At 68.5% G+C, this 17,403-nt stretch carries 15 protein-coding genes and 1 riboswitch; of the genes, 8 read left to right on the top strand and 7 right to left on the bottom strand.

What is annotated here, in order from left to right; genetic code table 11:
• Window positions 1-71: 71 nt before the first annotated feature.
• Window positions 72-509, top strand: a complete 438-nt coding sequence (locus KF689_11575) for a hypothetical protein (protein ID MBX3134008.1) — start codon at window positions 72-74, stop codon at window positions 507-509.
• Window positions 510-577: 68 nt separating this feature from the next.
• On the opposite strand, the gene KF689_11570 is transcribed toward KF689_11575, so the two are convergent.
• The 6 genes from KF689_11570 to KF689_11545 form a co-directional block, all read right to left on the bottom strand.
• Window positions 578-1,744, bottom strand: a complete 1,167-nt coding sequence (locus tag KF689_11570) for an acyl-CoA dehydrogenase family protein (GenBank protein MBX3134007.1) — start codon at window positions 1,742-1,744, stop codon at window positions 578-580.
• A gap of 42 nt (window positions 1,745-1,786) precedes the next feature.
• Entirely contained in the window at window positions 1,787-2,941 is a 1,155-nt protein-coding gene (locus KF689_11565; protein MBX3134006.1) for an EAL domain-containing protein, read from the bottom strand.
• A gap of 84 nt (window positions 2,942-3,025) precedes the next feature.
• Entirely contained in the window at window positions 3,026-6,727 is a 3,702-nt protein-coding gene (gene metH / locus KF689_11560; protein MBX3134005.1) for a methionine synthase, read from the bottom strand.
• A 54-nt stretch (window positions 6,728-6,781) separates the two neighbouring features.
• Window positions 6,782-7,672, bottom strand: a complete 891-nt coding sequence (gene metF, locus KF689_11555; protein ID MBX3134004.1) for a methylenetetrahydrofolate reductase [NAD(P)H] — start codon at window positions 7,670-7,672, stop codon at window positions 6,782-6,784.
• Between the two features lie 34 nt (window positions 7,673-7,706).
• A riboswitch (SAM riboswitch) is annotated at window positions 7,707-7,782 on the bottom strand.
• Window positions 7,783-7,831: 49 nt separating this feature from the next.
• Entirely contained in the window at window positions 7,832-9,121 is a 1,290-nt protein-coding gene (locus tag KF689_11550) for a hypothetical protein (GenBank protein MBX3134003.1), read from the bottom strand.
• A 143-nt stretch (window positions 9,122-9,264) separates the two neighbouring features.
• Window positions 9,265-9,858: a YggT family protein gene (locus KF689_11545; protein MBX3134002.1), complete on the bottom strand. Its 594-nt coding sequence runs from the start codon at window positions 9,856-9,858 to the stop codon at window positions 9,265-9,267.
• A gap of 162 nt (window positions 9,859-10,020) precedes the next feature.
• On the opposite strand from KF689_11545, the gene KF689_11540 reads away from it, so the two are divergent.
• The 6 genes from KF689_11540 to KF689_11515 all read left to right on the top strand — a co-directional run bounded on the left by KF689_11540 (window position 10,021) and on the right by KF689_11515 (window position 14,890).
• On the top strand, window positions 10,021-10,578 hold the full coding sequence (locus KF689_11540) for an RNA polymerase sigma factor (GenBank protein ID MBX3134001.1): 558 nt from the start codon (window positions 10,021-10,023) through the stop codon (window positions 10,576-10,578).
• A complete protein-coding gene (locus KF689_11535; GenBank protein ID MBX3134000.1) occupies window positions 10,571-11,170 on the top strand; it encodes an isoamylase early set domain-containing protein in 600 nt (199 codons plus the stop codon). The genes KF689_11540 and KF689_11535 overlap by 8 nt, the downstream gene beginning before the upstream one ends.
• Window positions 11,167-11,829 (top strand): hypothetical protein, encoded by a 663-nt coding sequence (locus tag KF689_11530; GenBank protein ID MBX3133999.1) that lies wholly within the window; start codon window positions 11,167-11,169, stop codon window positions 11,827-11,829. Before KF689_11535 ends, KF689_11530 begins: the two co-directional genes overlap by 4 nt.
• Before the next feature lie 8 nt (window positions 11,830-11,837).
• On the top strand, window positions 11,838-12,989 hold the full coding sequence (locus tag KF689_11525) for a glycogen-binding domain-containing protein (protein MBX3133998.1): 1,152 nt from the start codon (window positions 11,838-11,840) through the stop codon (window positions 12,987-12,989).
• A 34-nt stretch (window positions 12,990-13,023) separates the two neighbouring features.
• Entirely contained in the window at window positions 13,024-14,331 is a 1,308-nt protein-coding gene (locus KF689_11520) for an aminotransferase class V-fold PLP-dependent enzyme (GenBank protein MBX3133997.1), read from the top strand.
• Window positions 14,332-14,419: 88 nt separating this feature from the next.
• Complete coding sequence (locus tag KF689_11515; GenBank protein MBX3133996.1) at window positions 14,420-14,890, top strand: EVE domain-containing protein; 471 nt, start codon at window positions 14,420-14,422, stop codon at window positions 14,888-14,890.
• 25 nt (window positions 14,891-14,915) lie between these two features.
• Here the strand turns inward: KF689_11515 and KF689_11510 are convergent, their stop codons facing one another.
• Window positions 14,916-16,388, bottom strand: coding sequence for a hypothetical protein (locus tag KF689_11510; GenBank protein ID MBX3133995.1), 1,473 nt, complete (start codon window positions 16,386-16,388; stop codon window positions 14,916-14,918).
• Between the two features lie 400 nt (window positions 16,389-16,788).
• On the opposite strand from KF689_11510, the gene KF689_11505 reads away from it, so the two are divergent.
• A complete protein-coding gene (locus KF689_11505; GenBank protein MBX3133994.1) occupies window positions 16,789-17,403 on the top strand; it encodes an RNA polymerase sigma-70 factor in 615 nt (204 codons plus the stop codon).

The following is a 17,403-nucleotide window of genomic DNA, read 5'->3' as shown; positions in this document are numbered from 1 at the left end:
CAATGAGAGGAGGCGGCCAGCACCCTAGGGCAGATCGCGCCGTGCGTTCGCTGACGCAGTAGATTCACAGGATGCAGCGTCTGTCTGTCCGAGTCGTGCTGGTCGCCGCCCTCGCGCTCGCTCCGTCTGGGGCGAAGGCGCAGGTCCCGGATCTCCCGGTCGGCCGCTGGGAAGGCCGCGCCGAGGTCCGCAGTCCCGGTGCACCCAATGGAATCGAGGTGTCCATCGAGATCGCCGCGGACTCCAGCGTGCGCGGCACTGCCGGCGGCGCGACGCTGCGCAACGGCCGCATCATCCGAAACCCGAGTCTTCCAGCACGATTCCTCGGGCTCGGCACGACGTGGGTAATCGAAGCCGATCTCGACGGCGAGCTGGTGACGGGTCAACTGAAGCGTGAGCGCGTGCGGATGCCGATCTCGCTCGGCGGTGAGGGGCTCTGGGGCGACTTCAACGCCGGGCGGGGGAGTCAGCTTGTGTCGGTGCGGCTAAGTCTCAGTCGCGCGGGATAACGAGACGATTCGGATTCGGCGACGCACCAACCAGGTCGGCGCACCCCTTCCGTCATCCGTCATCCGTCCTACTTCAGCATCCCCTTCGCAATCGTCGCCAACTGCATATTCGACGTGCCTTCGTAGATCGTCCCGATCTTGGCGTCGCGATAGAACTTCTCCACCGGGTAGTCCTTGGTGTACCCGTAGCCGCCGAAGAGCTCCACGCACAGCGAGGTCACGCGCTCGGCCACCTGGCTCGAATACAGCTTCGCCATCGCGCCCGCCTGGGCGATGTCCTCGCCGGCATCACGCAGCCGCGCCGCGTTGTACACCATCAGCCGCGCCGCCTCGAGTTCGGTGGCCGCCTGGGCCAACTGGAACTGCACCGCCTGGAAGTCCGCCAGCGGCTTCCCGAACTGCTGGCGCTCCTTCACGTAGGTGACGGCCGCGTCGAGCGCGCCCTGCGCCACGCCGATCATCTGCGCGCCGATGCCGATGCGCCCTTCGTTCAGCGTCTCGATGGCGATCTTGTAGCCCTGGCCGACGGGGCCGAGCACGTTGAAGTCGGGGACGAATACGTCTTCAAGAATCAGCTCGGTCGTGCTTGAAGCGCGGATGCCGAGCTTGTCCTCCTTCTTGCCGACGCTGAAGCCCGGCATCTCGCGCTCGACGATGAACGCGGTGATGCCCTTGTAGCCCTTGGCCGGGTCCACGGTCGCGAAGAGGATGAACAGCCCCGCCTCGGCGCCATTGGTGATCCAGAGCTTGCGGCCGTTGAGCTTCCAGCCGCCGGCCACCTTCAGCGCGCGCGTCTGCAGGCCGAAGGCGTCCGAACCGCTCGAGGCCTCGGAGAGCGCGTAGGCGCCGACGGTGCCGCTGCACAGCGCGGGCATCCACTTGGCCAACTGCTCCGGGGTGGCCGCCGCGAGCAACGGATGCGCGACCAAGGTGTTCTGCACGTCCACCATAATCGCGCTGGAGGCGTCGGCCTTGGAGATCTCCTCGACCGCGAGTGTCACCATCATCACCGAGCCGGCGGCGCCGCCGTGGGCCTCGGGGGCCTGGATGCCCATCAGGCCCATCTCGAAGTAGGCCTTGATCAGCGCCGGATCGAGCTTGGCCTCACGCTCCATCTGCGCGAGGCGAGGACGAACCTCGCCGTCCACGAACTCGGCGACGGCGGACTTGAAGGCCTGCTCGTCGTCGGAGAGCAGGGTGAGGGCGGGGCGGGGGGTGGCGACGTCGGGCGACATTCTGGCGTTGCGGTCGGGGGGAGACGGACCGCCCTGAGGCGGTCAGATCGGGGGGTCGTCGAAATGTGGCGCAGGCAGGCCGAAGAGGTAGCCCTGCAGCAAATCCGCCCCCATCGCCACCAGCGCGTCCCGTTCGCTGGCCTTCTCGATGCCTTCGCAGATGGCCTGCATCTGCAGGTCCTCGCAGAGCTGCAGCATTGCCCGCACCACACGCTGCTTGGTGGGGTTCTCGTCGATGCCCTCCACCAGCGAGCGGTCGAGCTTGACGATCTCGGGACTGAGCTGCGTGAAGCTGGACAACCCCGCGTAGCCGGTGCCGAGGTCGTCCACGGCCAGACGGTAGCCGAGCAGGCGGAGGTTCTTCACGATGCTGGTGATGTCGCCCATCCGCTCGATGCTCGCCCGCTCGGTGATCTCGAGGACGATGCGGTCGGCGAAGGGCGCCAGCGGCGAGCCGATGCCGTGCAGCGAATGGTCGAGCAGGTCGGGCGGATGCACGTTCACGAAGAGCAGGCGATCCTCGGGAATGCGCTGCGCCTGCTCGGCGATCTTGGTGTAGATCGCGCGGGTGAGCTCATCGGAGCGACCGAGCAGCGAAGCGGTGCCGAGCAGGGCCTCGGGGTGCTGCAGCGTGGGCTCGGTGGAGCGGACCAGCGCCTCGAAGCCCAGGGCTCGGCGCTCGCGCATCGAGACGATCGGGTGGAAGACGATCGCGAGGCGGTCCAGCGCACGCGTGAACGACGCGTCGAGCGCCTTCTCATCATCCACGGGCAGGCCGTGGGCGCCGCGCAGCGCGAAGGCCTCGCGCTTGAGGCGGGCGAGGTCCGAGAGCAGCACCGCACGGGTGACGGCCTCGATCAGCTCCTTGGGCGCCACGGGCTTGAGCAGGTAGCGATGCGCACCCCAGGCCATCGCGTCGATCGCCGTCTGCAGCGACGGGCCGCCGGTGATGAGGATGACCGGCGTGTCGAGGTCCCGCTCGCGGATCATCCGCAGCAGGTCCAGGCCGCTCATCCCTTCCATATTGATGTCGGAGAGGATGGCGCTGTAACTGCGGTCCTGCAGCGCCCGCAGCGCGACCTCGCCCGAGTCGACGGCGTCGACGACGAAGCCGGCTCGGCTCAGCAGGATGGACGATGCCTGCAGGACGGCGGCATCGTCGTCGACGATCAGGACACGGCGTTGGGTGTCGGACATCAACGGGGGAATCTACCCTGCCGCGCGCGGACCCGCCGCAAACCCTCCCGCGGTGCTGCCACGAGGGACGCCGGCCGGTGAAGGCTACCGGTCGTAGTTGAGGATCGGTGCCAGCCAGCGCTCCGCTTCCGCCACCGCGACGCCCTTCCGGGCCGCGTAGGCCTCCACCTGGTCCTTCTCGATCTTCCCGACGCCGAAGTACTGCGCCTCGGGGTGCCAGAAGTACCAGCCGCTGACCGCCGAGGCCGGTTGCATCGCGTAGCTCTCGGTGAGCTGCACCCCCGAGAGGCGCTCGGCGTCGAGCAGGTCGAACAGCGTGCGCTTCTCGGTGTGGTCGGGGCAGGCCGGATACCCCGGCGCCGGGCGGATGCCCTGGTACTGCTCCTTGATCAGCGCCTGGTTGTCGAGGTGCTCGTCGGGCGCATACCCCCAGAGCTCGCGGCGCACCTTCTCGTGCAGCCGCTCCGCAAAGGCCTCGGCGAGTCGGTCGGCGAGGGCCTTCACCATAATCGACGAGTAGTCGTCGTTGGCCGCCTCGAACTCCGCGACTTTCTCGTCAAGGCCGAGTCCTGTAGTCACCACGAAGGCACCCAGCCAATCGCGCACCCCGGCATCCAAAGGCGCGACGAAATCCGCGAGTGCAAAGTTCGCCCGCCCATCGTTCTTCACCATCTGCTGCCGGATTGTCTGGATGGTGTAGCTCCGCAGTTCGCTTCCGTCATCCGTCATCCGTCCTAGATGAATCTGCTCCTCCCCATCGGACCAAGCCGGAAAGAACCCTACCACCGCCCTCGCCCTAAGCCACCTCTCATCCACAATCTTCTCCAGCATCGCCCGCGCATCCGCAAACAGGTTGCGCGCCGCCTCCCCGACCTTGGGGTCGTCGAGGATGGCCGGGTACGAGCCCGCCAGCTCCCAGGTCTGGAAGAACGGTGTCCAGTCGATGCGCGGTACCAGCTCTTCGAGCGGGAAGTCGTCGAACACGCGCACGCCTTCGAAACTCGGCGTCGGCGCATCGCCGGTCCAGGTGAGCTTGGGCTTGTTCGCGCGGGCCTCGGCGATGGTCTGCCGGCGCTGGTCCTTCTGCCGCAGCGCACGATGCTTGCGCACCGCGTCGTACTCCTCGGCGATTTCGCGCACGAACTGTTCCTTGAGTCCGTCGCTGACCAGCGAGCTGGCCACGCCCACGGCCCGTGACGCATCGAGCACGTGCACCACTGGGCCCGAGTAGTTGGGCGCGATCTTCACGGCCGTGTGCACCTTGCTGGTTGTCGCGCCGCCGATGAGCAGCGGGATCGTCCAGCCCTCGCGCTGCATCTCGCTCGCGACGAAGGCCATCTCTTCGAGCGACGGCGTGATGAGCCCTGAGAGGCCGATCATATCCGCGTTGTGTTCGCGCGCCGCCTCGAGGATCTTGGCGCAGGGCACCATCACGCCGAGGTCCACCACCTCGAAGTTGTTGCACTGCATCACCACGCCGACGATGTTCTTGCCGATGTCGTGCACGTCGCCCTTCACGGTGGCCATCACGATGCGGCCCTTGGCCCGCGACTCCGGGTTCTGCGCCTTCTCGGCTTCGATGTACGGAATCAAGTGCGCGACGGCGCGCTTCATCACACGCGCGCTCTTCACCACCTGCGGCAGGAACATCTTGCCGGCGCCGAAGAGGTCGCCGACGACGTTCATTCCCTGCATCAGCGGGCCTTCGATGACCTCGATGGGGCGGTCGAAGAGGTGGCGGGCTTCTTCGGTGTCCTCCACCACGAAGTCCGCGATGCCGTGCACCAGCGCGTGCTGCAGCCGCTCGTGGACGGGGCCCTGCCGCCAGCTGAGGTCCGCCTTCTTGGCCTGCGACTGGCCCTTGGCCTGGTCCGCGACGGCCAGCAGGCGCTCGGTGGCATCGGCGCGGCGCGCGAGGACGACGTCCTCCACGCGCTCGCGCAGGTCGTCTGGGATATCCTCGTAGAGGACCAGCGCGCCGGCGTTCACGATGCCCATATCCATCCCCGCCTTCACGGCGTGGTACAGGAACACCGAGTGGATGGCCTCGCGCACCGGGTTGTTGCCGCGGAACGAGAACGAGACGTTGCTGACGCCGCCGGAGATGCGCACGTGCGGGCAGCGTTCCTTGATGCGCGCCGTGGCCTCGATGAAATCCAGCGCGTAGCGGTTGTGCTCCTCGATGCCCGTCGCGATCGCGAAGATGTTCGGGTCGAAGATGATGTCTTCGGGCGGAAAGCCCACGCGCTCGGTGAGGATCTTGTACGCGCGTTCGCTGATGCCGACCTTGCGCTCGACCGTGTCGGCCTGGCCCTGCTCGTCGAAGGCCATCACGATCACCGCCGCGCCGTAGCGCCGCACCAACGTCGCCTGGCGCACGAACTCGGCTTCGCCTTCCTTCAGCGAGATCGAATTGACGATGCCCTTGCCCTGCACGCAGCGCAGACCGGCTTCGATGACGCTCCACTTGGAGCTGTCGATCATCACCGGCACCTTGGAGATGGCCGGCTCGCTGGCGACGAGATGCAGGAAGCGCGTCATCGCCGCTTCGGCGTCGAGCATCCCCTCGTCCATATTCACGTCGATGATCACCGCGCCGGCCTCGACCTGCTGCCGCGCCACCTCCAGCGCCTCGTCGTAGCGGTTGCCGATGATCAGCTCGGCGAATTTCTTACTGCCCGTAACATTCGTGCGCTCCCCGACGTTCACGAAGTTCGAGTCGGGACCGATCACCAGCGGCTCGAGCCCCGAGAGCCGCAGCCGCTTCGGGATCTCGGGAATCTTGCGCGGCGGGAGCGGCTTCACCGCCTCGGCGATGGCCTTGATGTGCGCCGGCGTGGTGCCGCAGCAACCGCCGACCACGTTCACCAGCCCGGCCTCGGCGAATTCCTTGAGGATGGACGAGGTGTACGCCGGCGTCTCGTCGTAGCCGCCCATCTCGTTGGGCAGGCCGGCGTTCGGGTGCACCGTCACGTAGCAGTCGGCCACGCGCGCGAGTTCCTGCACATAGGCGCGCAGGTCCTTGGCGCCGAGCGCGCAGTTGAGGCCGACCGAGAACGGCTTGGCGTGCATCACCGAGTTCCAGAAGGCCTCGGTGGTCTGCCCCGTGAGAGTGCGGCCTGACGCGTCGGTGATCGTGCCCGAGATCATCACCGGCACCCGCTCGCCACGCCGCTCGAACACCTGCTCCACCGCGAAGATGGCGCCCTTGGCGTTGAGCGTGTCGAAGATGGTTTCGATGAGGATCACATCCGCGCCGCCGTCGAGCAGGCCTTCGGTGGCTTCGACGTAGGTCTCGACCAGCTCCTCGAAGCTGATGTTCCGCGCGCCGGGGTCGTTGACGTCCGGCGAGAGTGAGGCCGTGCGGTTCAGCGGCCCGAGCACGCCCGCCACCCAGCGCGGCCGTCCGTCCTTGGCCTCGAACTCGTCGCAGATGCCGCGCGCGAGCTTCGCGCCTTCGACGTTCAGCTCGCGCACGATCTCCTGCATCCCGTAGTCGGCCATCGAGACGCGCGTCGAGTTGAACGTCGCCGTCTCGATGATGTCCGCGCCGGCCTCGAGATAGGCGCGGTGGATCCCGCCGACCACGTCCGGCCGCGTGAGGACCAGCAGGTCGTTGTTGCCCTTGAGGTCGCGCGGCCAGGACGCGAAGCGGGCCCCGCGATAGTCGGCCTCGGTGAGCCGATGCTCCTGCACCATCGTCCCCATCGCGCCGTCGATGATCAGCAAGCGCTGCGACGCCGCCACGTGCAACGCGTCAATCCGCGACTCACGAGTGAAACTCATCGCTCACTCCGAGCCGAGCGTCCGTCATCCGTCATCCGTCCCCCAACGCATCCGTCATCCGTCCCCCAACGCATCCGTCATCCGTCCCGGCCGAAGGCCGAGCAAATGACAAATCGCGTAACTCAAATCCGCCCGATTCAGCGTATAGAAGTGGAACTCCCGGATCCCCGCTTGCTGGAGTTGGGTGACCTGCTCGGCCGCCACGGCCGCGGCCACGAGCTTGCGCGTCTCGACGTCATCTTCGAGGCCTTCGAAGTGCTTCGCGAACTCAGCCGGAATCGCGGTGCCGGCGGTCTTCGCGAACTTGGCCGTCTGCGTGAAGTTCGTCACCGGCATAATGCCCGGCACGATCGGCGCGGTGATGCCCGCCTTCCGTGCGCGGTCCACGAAGCGCAGGAAAGTCCAGTTGTCGAAGAAGAACTGCGTGATGGCGCGCGTGGCGCCGGCGTCGAGCTTGCGCTTGAGGTTGTCGAGGTCGTCGGCGGAGGAGCGGGCCCCGGGATGCGTCTCCGGATACGCGGCGACGGAGATCTCGAAGTCGTGTCGCCGGCGCAGCCCCGCCACCAACTCGGCGGCGTAGGCATAACCGCCCGGGGTGGGGAAGTAGTCCGTCTCGCCGCCGGGGATGTCGCCGCGCAGGGCCACCACGTGGCGCACGCCGGCCGCCCAGTAGTCGTCGGCGACGGCGTCGATCTCCTCGCGCGTCGCGGCCACGCAGGTGAGATGCGCTGCCGGGACGAGATCCGTTTCGGACAGGATGCGCCGCACCGTGTGGTGCGTGCGCTCGCGCGTGGAGCCGCCGGCGCCGTAGGTGACCGAGACGAAGCGCGGCGCCAATGGCGCCAAGCGTTGGATGGACTTCCACAGCGTCTGTTCCATCTCCGCCGTCTTGGGCGGGAAGAACTCGAACGAGACCTCGATGGATGCGACGGACGCGGGACTCACAGTGCTCCTGAAAACACCAAAGCCCGGGGCGACGAGGCGCACCGGGCTGGCGCTTTAGCGGAATGTTTAACGTGGCCGCAAGTTGCCTCGAAATCGCCACGGACTCGGTTGTGGGCTATATCCTAGCATCCGGATGAACGGATGGCAAGCCACCCCCGCTCAGGGCCGGTACATCCCCACGTCGTCGGCGAAGCCGAGGATGTTCCCGGACGCGAAGATCCGGCCCGGCACGGTCGGCGCGCCCGGCGTGCTGCTGGCCTCGAGCTGCGTGGGCGCGAAGCGCGCGAAGGCCGATTGCGTGTAGCCCACCCACAGCGCGCCGGTGTTGTCGAAGGCGAAGCCGCGCGGCGAGGCGAACTCGGTGAGGTACACGATCCGGCTGACCACGTTCGCTGATGTTCCGGTCCCGCCGAGGACGGCGGCCTCGGCGCGATACAGCACTTGCTGCGCGGGGGCGCTCACCCAGAGCTCGCCGCCGGCATCCACGCCGAGGTTGCGCACGCTGAGCGCGAACTGTCCGGCCACGCGCGGCGTCGGGGTGGTGAAGCTGGCCGAGAGGTCCGCCGCCGCGCCGGTGCTTGCCGTGAGGCGCGCCGCGTCGTAGCGCCGCAGGTGCGTCGAGTCGCCCACCCACAAGTCGCCGAGCCCGTTGAAGGCCAAGCCCACCGGGCGCGTGAGGTTGGTGATCTGCACCGAGGGCACGATGACGCCGCTCGTGCCCTGTTGCGCCGGCGTGAGACGCACGACACGCCCTTGGCAGCCGATGCTCACCCAGAGATTGCCGGCGACGTCGAAGGCCAGCGCGCCCGGCCCGTCGCAGTTCACGCCGGAGATGGTGATGGAGCGGTCCGGCAGCGGGTTGCCGGTGGTGCCCAGCGCCGAGGCTGGGTAACGCATCACCGTGGGGTCGGCCGTGCTCTGGCCGAGCAGCCAGAGGTTGCCGGAGGCATCGAAGAGGAGTCCCGTGCCGCCGCGCGTGCCCGAGGTGACGTTCGGCGCCAGCGTGGCCGTGGCGCTGAGTTGCGAAGTGGCGAAGCCCATCGAATAGAATCCGGCGCCGACCCAGACCTTCTGCGAGGTCGCGATCTGCGCGTGCGGCACCGACACGGTGCGCGTGCCGCCGTCGCGTACGCAGACAGGATTGGCCGGCGGCGTGCCGCGGAAGATGCGATCGGCGATCGAGTCCGTCTGGGACACGTTCGCCGCGAGAATCGTGTACGCGCCGGCCGCGAGGCCGGGGAGCGTGCCGCTGGCGCCGAGGTTGAAGCTGCCGCCCGGGCCGCTCACGACGACGTCTGCCGCGAGACCGCCGGGCAGGCCGCCGATGTTCACGGTCAACGTGCCGCTGCCCACGGTGTCGCAGGTGGCGTCGGTGGCCGCCTCGCCGCAGGCGGCAAGGAGTCCGGTGGTGGCGACGAGCAGGGCGGCGGAACGGATGGATGCAGTCATTGTCTCAGATTGAATCAGGGGCAGTGGTCGGGCAACCGACGGGCGTGGGTCTCCACACCACTGACGCAGGAACGCGGCCGCAGTCACCGGTACCCCGAGACGTGGCGCGCAGCGCGCCGATGGTGACCGGCTTCACCGAGCGCTCAGCCGCCGATAGCGCCCATCAGCACGCCGCGTAGCAGCGAGATGCCGAACCAGGCCACCAGCGGCGTGATGTCCACCACGCCGATGCGTGGCAGCAGTTGGCGGATGGGCCCGAGCATCCACTCGGTGAGGCGGTACGCCGTGCGTCCGATCCAACTGTACGTGCCGCCGACCCACGAGGTGATCACCCGTACGAGCAGCGCCGCTTGCAGCAGCGTGAAGCTCCAGCTCAGCAGCAGGACGAGTACGCCGCTCGGGCCCTGCGCACCCGCGTAGTGCACACCCGCGAGCACGTTGCGGACGAACTCCAGCGTTCCCAGCAACAGCGCCCCCGCGACGAGCACGGCGAATACGCCCCACCACGGAGTGGAGGTCCGCTGACCTCCCCCCCGCGCGACCAAACGATCGATGGGGGCGAGCAGGGGGTCGAGTGAGGCGCGAATTCCGCGTGCCACGGCGCCGAAAGGTGAAATGCGCCGACTACGCTCCAGCCACGACGCCAGCGCCAGCGCCGCCGCGATCAGGAGCAGCAGCGCAAGTCCAATGCGGAGAGGCACTTGGACGACGTGCAGGAACAGGATGATCTCTACCATAGGAAACCGAAAGATAGGCGAAAAAACGCCTCGAAATGTGACACGACCTGTCCCTTTGGGGTATTGGATGGCGTGACAGACCACACGCTGGACGGGGCGATTGTCGGAGGCGCGCCGTGGCGAGGGGGGGAGCGGCAGGGGTATCCTCCCAAAACCTTGCCTATGGACGATTCCTACAACGCGCCCTCGCTCGATCCCACCCTGGCCCTGCGGGCCAAGGCAGGCGATCGGCAGGCCTTCGCCCAGTTGGTGGATGCGACGTATCCGCGAGCGCTTCGCTTCGCCCTCCATATGGTGGGTAGCCGCGAGGACGCCGAGGAAGCGGTGCAGGACACCTTCGTGCGGGTCTATCACAACCTGCGGCGGTTCCGCGACGATGCGCGCTTCGAGCCTTGGCTCTTTCGCATCCTGGCCAACCGCTGCCGGACCTTGCTCGCCAAGCGCAAGCGGCACGTGGGGGTGATCCAGTACGGCGACGTGCCGGACCGGATCGGCGCGGTGACGGACGAGGAGAAGGACTGGACGGAAGAGGTGTACCGGTTGTTGGAAACGCTCCCGGCGGAGCAGAAGGAGGCGTTCCTCCTGCGGCACGTCGAGGATATGGCATACGAGGACATCGCCGTGGTGACGGGGGTGGGGCTGAGCGCCCTGCGGATGCGCGTGAAGCGCGCCTGCGACACCCTGCGGGCCCGGCTTACGGAGATGATGCGCGATGAGTGAACGCGAACGGGACAGCGTGATCGAACGGGTGCGCGCGACGCTGCGCGCCGATGCGGCCGCCGCGCCGTCGCCGCAGGCGGTGGGTCGCCTGCTGCAGGCGGTGTGGGCCTCGCCGCGTCCGTCGTGGTGGAGCCGCAGTTGGGACGCCTGGCGCGTGCCGGCGCTCTCGGGGCTGGGCGCGAGCGCGGTGGCGGTGGTGGCGCTGGCCCTGGGCTTCGTGACGCGCGGTGCGGTGACGACGGCCACGCCGCCGGCGCCGATCGCCGCCAGCGGCTCGCCCACCGGCGAGTTCCCGGTGCAGCTGGCCTCCGACGACGGCGAGATGCGCGTGCCGACGCAGTTCGTGTACGAGGCCGGCAGCGCCGAGCGCGTGTCGGTGGTGGGCGACTTCAACGACTGGAAGGTCGGCGAGGTGGAGATGCAGCGCGTGGGGGCCGGGATGTGGACGGCCACCGTGCCCCTGCCGCCGGGCCGGCACGTGTATGCGTACGTGATTGACGGTACATTGCTCGTGGCCGATCCACGCGCGCCCAAGTCGGGCGACGCGGATTACGGCCGCGAGGGATCCGTCGTGATGGTCTTTGCCCGATGACTATGCCGCGAGTCGCCACAATGCTCGCCGCGCTGGTGCTCACCAGCGCGTTCGCACCCGAGTCCGCTGCCGCGCAGCAGGCTGGGGTGTCGGAGCTGCGCATCGCCGACGCAAGGACGCGTGAGGCCGTGGAGCGCGAGATTTCGCGCGCCGCCTCGCGAGGGCTGCCGGTGCGCGCCCTCGTCGCGAAGGCTCAGGAAGGGGTCACGAAGCAAGCGGCCGGGGAGCGCATCCGGGCCGCCGTGGTTTCGCTGGCCAGGCGCCTCGAGCAGGCGCGGGACCTTCTCGCTCCCTCGCCATCGGAAGCGGAGGTGATTGCCGGGGCGGATGCCCTGGCGGTCGGTGTCCCCGCCCCGATGCTGCGACAGATCCGCGCCGCGTACCCGGCCGGGCAGTCGGTGGCGATGCCACTCGACGTGCTCACCGAGCTCGTCGCGCGCGGGGTCCCCGCGTCCAACGCGCTCGAGCAGATTACGCAACTGATGCGGCGGGGCGCGACCCCGACGCAGATCGCCGGACTCGGCGCGTCGGTGCAATCCGACGTGGCGGCCGGCCTGACGCCCGATGCGGCGTTGGAGGTGCGGGCTCGCGGGGTGATGTCGCTGCTCCCGTCACCCGCCGCCGCCGCCGCGCTCGCTCCCCGCGGCACGAGGCCTTAAGTGCCGGCGTGACGCGCCGCGCGGCCGCACTGGGGCTCGTCCTCGGTTCGGTGCTCGTCGCCTCGGCGGCGGGCGCGCAGCGGCATCCTGAACTCCGCCTCGAAGGCGGCTTTGCGTCGGTGACCCAGCGCGGCTTCTCCCAGGAGAATGCCGCGCTGCTCGCGTTGTTGTGGCGGCCGGCGTCGGAGTGGTTGGGTTTCGTCACCAGCGCCAACCTCACGTATGCGCAGGACTCGCTGGCCGCAGCGCAGGGCGTGGCGGCGGTGGACATCGGTTGGGGCCCGGCGCAACGCCTGCGTTCGGAGGTCGGCATCGCCGGCGCCTCGTTCTCGCTGCGCAGCGCGGGACGCGGTGGCAACGGCAACTTCTTTACGCGGCAGCACCTGGTGGCGCAGAACTACGGCGCCTGGGTCGGCGGCGGCATCGGCGCCACGGACCGCGACGGCGTGTACTCGCGGTCCACCGCGCTCGACCTCGGCCTCTGGCAACGCTGGGGTCCGCTGTACCTCTCGGCGGTGGTGACGCGGCTCAAGTCCGCGGACTGGCCGCTGCTCTTCGCGTCGGGCGTCACGCGCGACCCGGACGACGAGACCTTCGACTTCCGCGATGGCCAGATCTTCGCGCAACTGCGCTACGGCCCGCACGACCTCGCGGTGGCCTATACCTCGCGCGTGGGCACGGCCGGCACCGACGCCGTCTTCGAGGCACTGACGTGGAGCGGCACGCTGCAGATTGCCGACCGCGTGGCGCTGGTGGGCACAGCGGGCCGCCAGCTCGCCGATCCGCTGCGCGGCCTGCCGCAGGCCGACCTCATCACTGCGTCGGTGCGCGTGTCGCTGGGACCCAAGCCGCTGCCGGTGCTCGAGCGCTCGTTGATTGCGCGTGCCAGCGTCGAGCGCCTCGTCGGCGGTGGCGGCGAGCTCGAGGTGCGCGTGTTCGCGGCGGCCGACCTGGAGATCGTCATCGCCGGCGACTTCAGCGACTGGCGTCCGATCCGGATGGAGCGCGAAGGCAGCGTGTGGGTGGCGCGGGTGCAGTTGGAGCCGGGCAAGTACCGCGTGGCGGTGCAGGTGAACGGCGGCGAGTGGCGTGCGCCGCGCAACTTGGCGCGTGTGCGCGACGACTACGGCGGCGAGGCCGGCCTGGTCGTGATACCTTGAGGCGTCGGCCCACCCCTCGACCGGAGCTCCTGCGGTGCCCCTGACTTCCCGCCGCCACTTCCTTGCCGGGCTCACCGGCGCCTCCGCGGGCATCGCCGCGCTGCCGGCGCTCAACGAGACCGCCTTCCGCCGCGTGTTCGAGGCCGAGCTGGTGGCCGGCGAACGCAGCGCGCAGCAACTCGCCGACGACGAGACGTACTGGAGCCATATCCAGCGCGCCTTCGATATGGACCGGACGATGATCAACCTCAACAACGGGGGGATCTCGCCGACGCCGACGCACGTGCTGCAGCAGATGGTGCGCGACCTGCAGTTCGTCAACGAACTGCCGGTGGAGCACAACTGGCGCGTTCTCGAGCCGCGGATGGAGAGCACGCGCCGCGAGCTGGCCAAGGACTTCGGCTGCGACACCGAGGAGATGGCGGTCACGCGCAACGCCTCCGAGTCGCTGGAGACGATGATCCTCGGCCTCGACCTCCAGCGCGGCGACGAAGTCATCATCACCAACCAGAACTACGGGCGGATGATCGTCACCTGGCAGCAGCGGGTGCGCCGCGACGGCATCGTGCTGAAGGAAGTCAGCTTCCCCGTGCCGCTGACGGATCCGGCGGTGCTGGTGCGCCGCATCGCCGAGCAGATGACGCCGCGCACCAAGGCCATCGAGCTGCCGCACATCACCAATCTCACCGGCCAGATCCTGCCGATCCGCGACATCGTGCGCCTGGCGCGCCCGCGCGGCATCCCGGTGTTCGTGGACGGTGCGCACGCCTTCGCGCACTTTCCGTTCTCGCGTGATGAGCTGGAGTGTGATTACTACGGCACCTCGCTGCACAAGTGGTTGCACGCGCCCATCGGCGCGGGCTTCCTCTACGTGCGCCGCGACAAGATCCCCGGCCTCTGGCCACTGATGGCCGCCGAGGAGAAGGACACGGCCAACATCCGCAAGTACGAGCAGATCGGCACGCACCCGCAGGCCAACTTCAACGCGGTGAGCACGGCGCTGACCTTCCACCGCGGCATCGGCGTGGACCGGAAGGTGGCGCGCCTGCGCTACCTGCGCGACCGCTGGGCCAACGCACTCAAGCAGGCCAGCCCGCGCGTGCAGGTGCTCACCGAGCTCGGCCCGGACAAAGCCGGCGCCATCTGTATGTTCAACGTCGAGGGCATCGAGCCCGGCGCGCTGGGCAACTGGCTGCTCAGCCGCTACAAGATCGTGAACACGCCGATCGTCCACCCCGAGTTCAAGGGCATCCGCATCACGCCGAGCATCTACACGACGGTGGATGAGTTGGACACGTTCGTTAGGGCGGTGGGTGCGGCGATTCGGTCGGGGATCGCGTGAGTTAGACTCGACGGATGACGGATGACGGATGACGGAAGCTTGAAGCGTCCGTCATCCGTCATCCGTCATCCGTCCCACACACCAAGCTATGAACTACTGGCTGATCAAGTCCGAACCCGAGATGTGCTCCTACGCCCATCTCGAAAAGTCCCCCAAGAAGACCACCTACTGGGACGGCGTGCGCAATTTCCAGGCGCGCAACACGCTGCGGGACCTGATGAAGAAGGGCGATCGCTGCTTCTTCTACCACTCCAACGCCGAGCCCAGCGGCATCGCCGGCATCTGCGAGGTGGTCAAGGAGGGCTACCCCGACTGGACGGCCTTCGAGAAGGGGCACGAGCATTATGACCCGAAGTCCGATCCCGACAAGCCGACCTGGTATATGGTGGACGTGAAGGCCCTGCGCGCGATGCCGCGGCTGATCACGTTGGCCGAGCTCAAGCAGGTGAAGGGGCTCGAGAAGATGGTGCTGCTGCAGCGGGGCTCGCGGCTGAGCGTGCAGCCGGTCACGGCCAAGGAGTGGGCAATCGTCTGCAAGTATGCGGGCGTGGCGCCCTGAGGTCTGGCCAGCGCGAGCTTGGGAGCTAGGGCCTCGCCAGCTCGCGCCCGAGCCGCAGCGTCTCCCGCACCAGCAGGTCAAAGTCCTCGTCGCGTGAACGGTGGTTGGTGATCGCCACGCGGATCGAGTACTGCCCGTGGATCACCGTGCCGCTGGGCACCGCGATGCCATCCTCCTGCAGCCGCACGAGGATCTGTCGGTTGAGCGCGTTGAGTGCGTCGGTGTCGAGCCCCGGCGCGCGGAAGCGGAAGTTCACGATGTTCAGTGGCACCGGTGCCAGGAGCTCGAGTTCCGCTTCCTTGGCGACGAGGCCCGCGAGGTATTGCGCCTGCGCCACGTTGCGGCCGATGTGCTGGCCGAGCAGGTCGCTGCCCTGTGCGCGCAGCGTCATCCAGACCTTGAGCGCGCGGAAGCTGCGCGTGAGCTCGATACCGCGGTCGTTGAAGTAGATGCCGCCGCTGGCGCTGAGTCCGCCGGGCATCGCCGTCAGGTACGGCGCCTGGTTCTGGAACGTCGCCGTGAGGTCGGTGTCCTCGCGCGTGAGCAGCATCGCCACGTCGAAGGGCATATAGCCCCACTTATGCAGGTCGAAGGCCACCGAGTCGACGCGCTCGAGTCCGCGCACCGCGGCCTTGGCCTCGGGTGCATCGGCCAGCGCGGCCATCGCGCCGAAGGCGCCGTCCACGTGCAGCCAGAGCTTCTCGCGCTGCGCGAGGTCGGCGAGCGCCACGAGGTCGTCGCTGGCGCCGGTCTGCACCGTGCCCACGGTCGCGATAATGCACACGGGCGCGTGGCCCGCGGCACGGTCCTCGGCGATCAGCCGCGCCATCGCTTCTACGTCCACGGTGAAATCCCCACGCGCCGGCACGCGGCGGAAGGCCTCGTTGCCCATCCCGAGGAACTCGCAGGCCTTGGCCAGCCAACTGTGCACCTCGCCGCTGGCGTACACGCGCAGCGGCGGGCCGCCGGCGACGCCGAGCTTGCGGATGTCCCAGCCGGCGCGCGCACGCCGCGCCACCGCGAGGCCGAGCACGTTGGCCATCGTGCCGCCGCTGATGAGGATGCCGCCCGACGTCTTGGGGAAGCCCATCAGCTCGGCGAACCACTTCACCACCTTCTGCTCCACGTACACCGGCGCGTGGTCGAGCCCGCCCATCTGCGGGTTCACCACCGACGAGAGGAAGTCGGCCATCGCCGACTGCGGCGTGCCGGTGCCCATCACCCAACCCCAGAAGCGCGGGTGGATGTTGCCGTTGGGGTAGGGGCGCACGAGGCGCAGGAAGTCGTCGTAGGCCGCCGCGTCACCGCGCCCCTGCCGCGGCAGCGGCTCGTCGTGGATCGCGGACTTCACTGCGGCCGGCGTGGGCGTCCAGGTCGGGCGCTCGCGCACGTCGCGGAGGTAGTCCAGCGACTCATCGAGCATCCGGTGCGCGAGGCGGCGGTACTCGTCCCAGTCGGCGGGATCCAGCGGGGCGGGGTTCTGCGGCGAGAGGGGCATACTGAATGATTGCGAAACGGCGGCCCGAATGGCGACACGATTCCTGCGGTCGCCGAATCCGAGACGGCTACCCCGCCCACATCGCTGCCGCCGGCTCGGCGCGGAACTCCTGGCTGTACGCCCGGGGTCCTGTCTTCTTCCTGGACCACCTCCTGCTCGGAACTTCCGTCTAGGCCGTTGCGGTGTCCATTAAATCGGGTGAACATCTTGCCGCCTCGCAGCCGCGCCGTCTGACGTGATTCGACCTCCTTGGTTCGTGCGCTCTCGGCAAGCGTAGGGGGTTCGAACCCGTCAGCCGTCGTATTTGAGGGTGGAGCCCGCACAATGCACTCCGCCTTGAAGATTTCCATACCATTCCAAAGTCCCGTCAAGCCCCCACGATCGCGTACAGACGATACGGTTGAGCTCACCAGACTGGCTGTCGGAGCAGGAACGCGCCCGCGAGGCGCGACGCACACGCGACGCGCGGTGGGTCGCGGCGCTTCGTGACGGGGACGCTTCCGCCTTCGAGGCTGTGTTCCGTACATACTCGCTACCGCTCCAGCGCTTCGCGACGTCGCTCGCCGGATCGGCGGCATTGGCGGAGGAGCTGGTACAGGACGTGTTCGTCGCGCTGTGGACGAAGCGGGAGGCGCTCGCGCTGCACTCGACGCTGCAGGCCTATCTCTATGCCGCCACCCGGAACCGCGCACTCTCGCTGGCGGCACACCAGAAGGTACGCGACGACTGGGCGGCGGACGAGGCCCGTCGATTGGCGGAGACCGAAAGGGACGCCGTGCAGCAGCCAAGCGAGTCGTTCGAGGTGGAGGAGTTCACCCGGGTGGTGCGGCGCACGGTCGAGGCGCTCCCGTCGCGGCGGCGCGCCATCTATGAGATGAGCCGAGATCGGCACATGAGCTATGCCGAGATTGCGGCGGCGCTCGATATCTCGACCAAGACGATCGAGGCGCAGATGACGCACGCTTTGCGCGCAATCCGCGAGGCCTTGGTGACGGCGGGCTGGGCCGTCGGCTAG

It is taken from the genome of Gemmatimonadaceae bacterium (assembly GCA_019637355.1).
In the GTDB taxonomy this organism is placed as follows: Bacteria; Gemmatimonadota; Gemmatimonadetes; order Gemmatimonadales; family Gemmatimonadaceae; genus Pseudogemmatithrix.
Note: the sequence above shows the minus strand (reverse complement) of the source record. Positions and strands in the feature narration are given on the sequence as shown.

Bases quoted from the DNA above. Each gene is read 5' to 3' on its own strand.
- KF689_11530 (MBX3133999.1), top strand. From the start codon at position 11,167: ATGACTATGCCGCGAGTCGCCACAATGCTCGCCGCGCTGGTGCTCACC.
- KF689_11550 (MBX3134003.1), bottom strand. From the start codon at position 9,121: ATGACTGCATCCATCCGTTCCGCCGCCCTGCTCGTCGCCACCACCGGA.
- KF689_11535 (MBX3134000.1), top strand. From the start codon at position 10,571: ATGAGTGAACGCGAACGGGACAGCGTGATCGAACGGGTGCGCGCGACG.
- KF689_11515 (MBX3133996.1), top strand. From the start codon at position 14,420: ATGAACTACTGGCTGATCAAGTCCGAACCCGAGATGTGCTCCTACGCC.
- KF689_11570 (MBX3134007.1), bottom strand. From the start codon at position 1,744: ATGTCGCCCGACGTCGCCACCCCCCGCCCCGCCCTCACCCTGCTCTCC.
- KF689_11540 (MBX3134001.1), top strand. From the start codon at position 10,021: ATGGACGATTCCTACAACGCGCCCTCGCTCGATCCCACCCTGGCCCTG.
- KF689_11545 (MBX3134002.1), bottom strand. From the start codon at position 9,858: ATGGTAGAGATCATCCTGTTCCTGCACGTCGTCCAAGTGCCTCTCCGC.
- KF689_11575 (MBX3134008.1), top strand. From the start codon at position 72: ATGCAGCGTCTGTCTGTCCGAGTCGTGCTGGTCGCCGCCCTCGCGCTC.
- KF689_11510 (MBX3133995.1), bottom strand. From the start codon at position 16,388: ATGCCCCTCTCGCCGCAGAACCCCGCCCCGCTGGATCCCGCCGACTGG.
- metH (MBX3134005.1), bottom strand. From the start codon at position 6,727: ATGAGTTTCACTCGTGAGTCGCGGATTGACGCGTTGCACGTGGCGGCG.
- KF689_11565 (MBX3134006.1), bottom strand. From the start codon at position 2,941: ATGTCCGACACCCAACGCCGTGTCCTGATCGTCGACGACGATGCCGCC.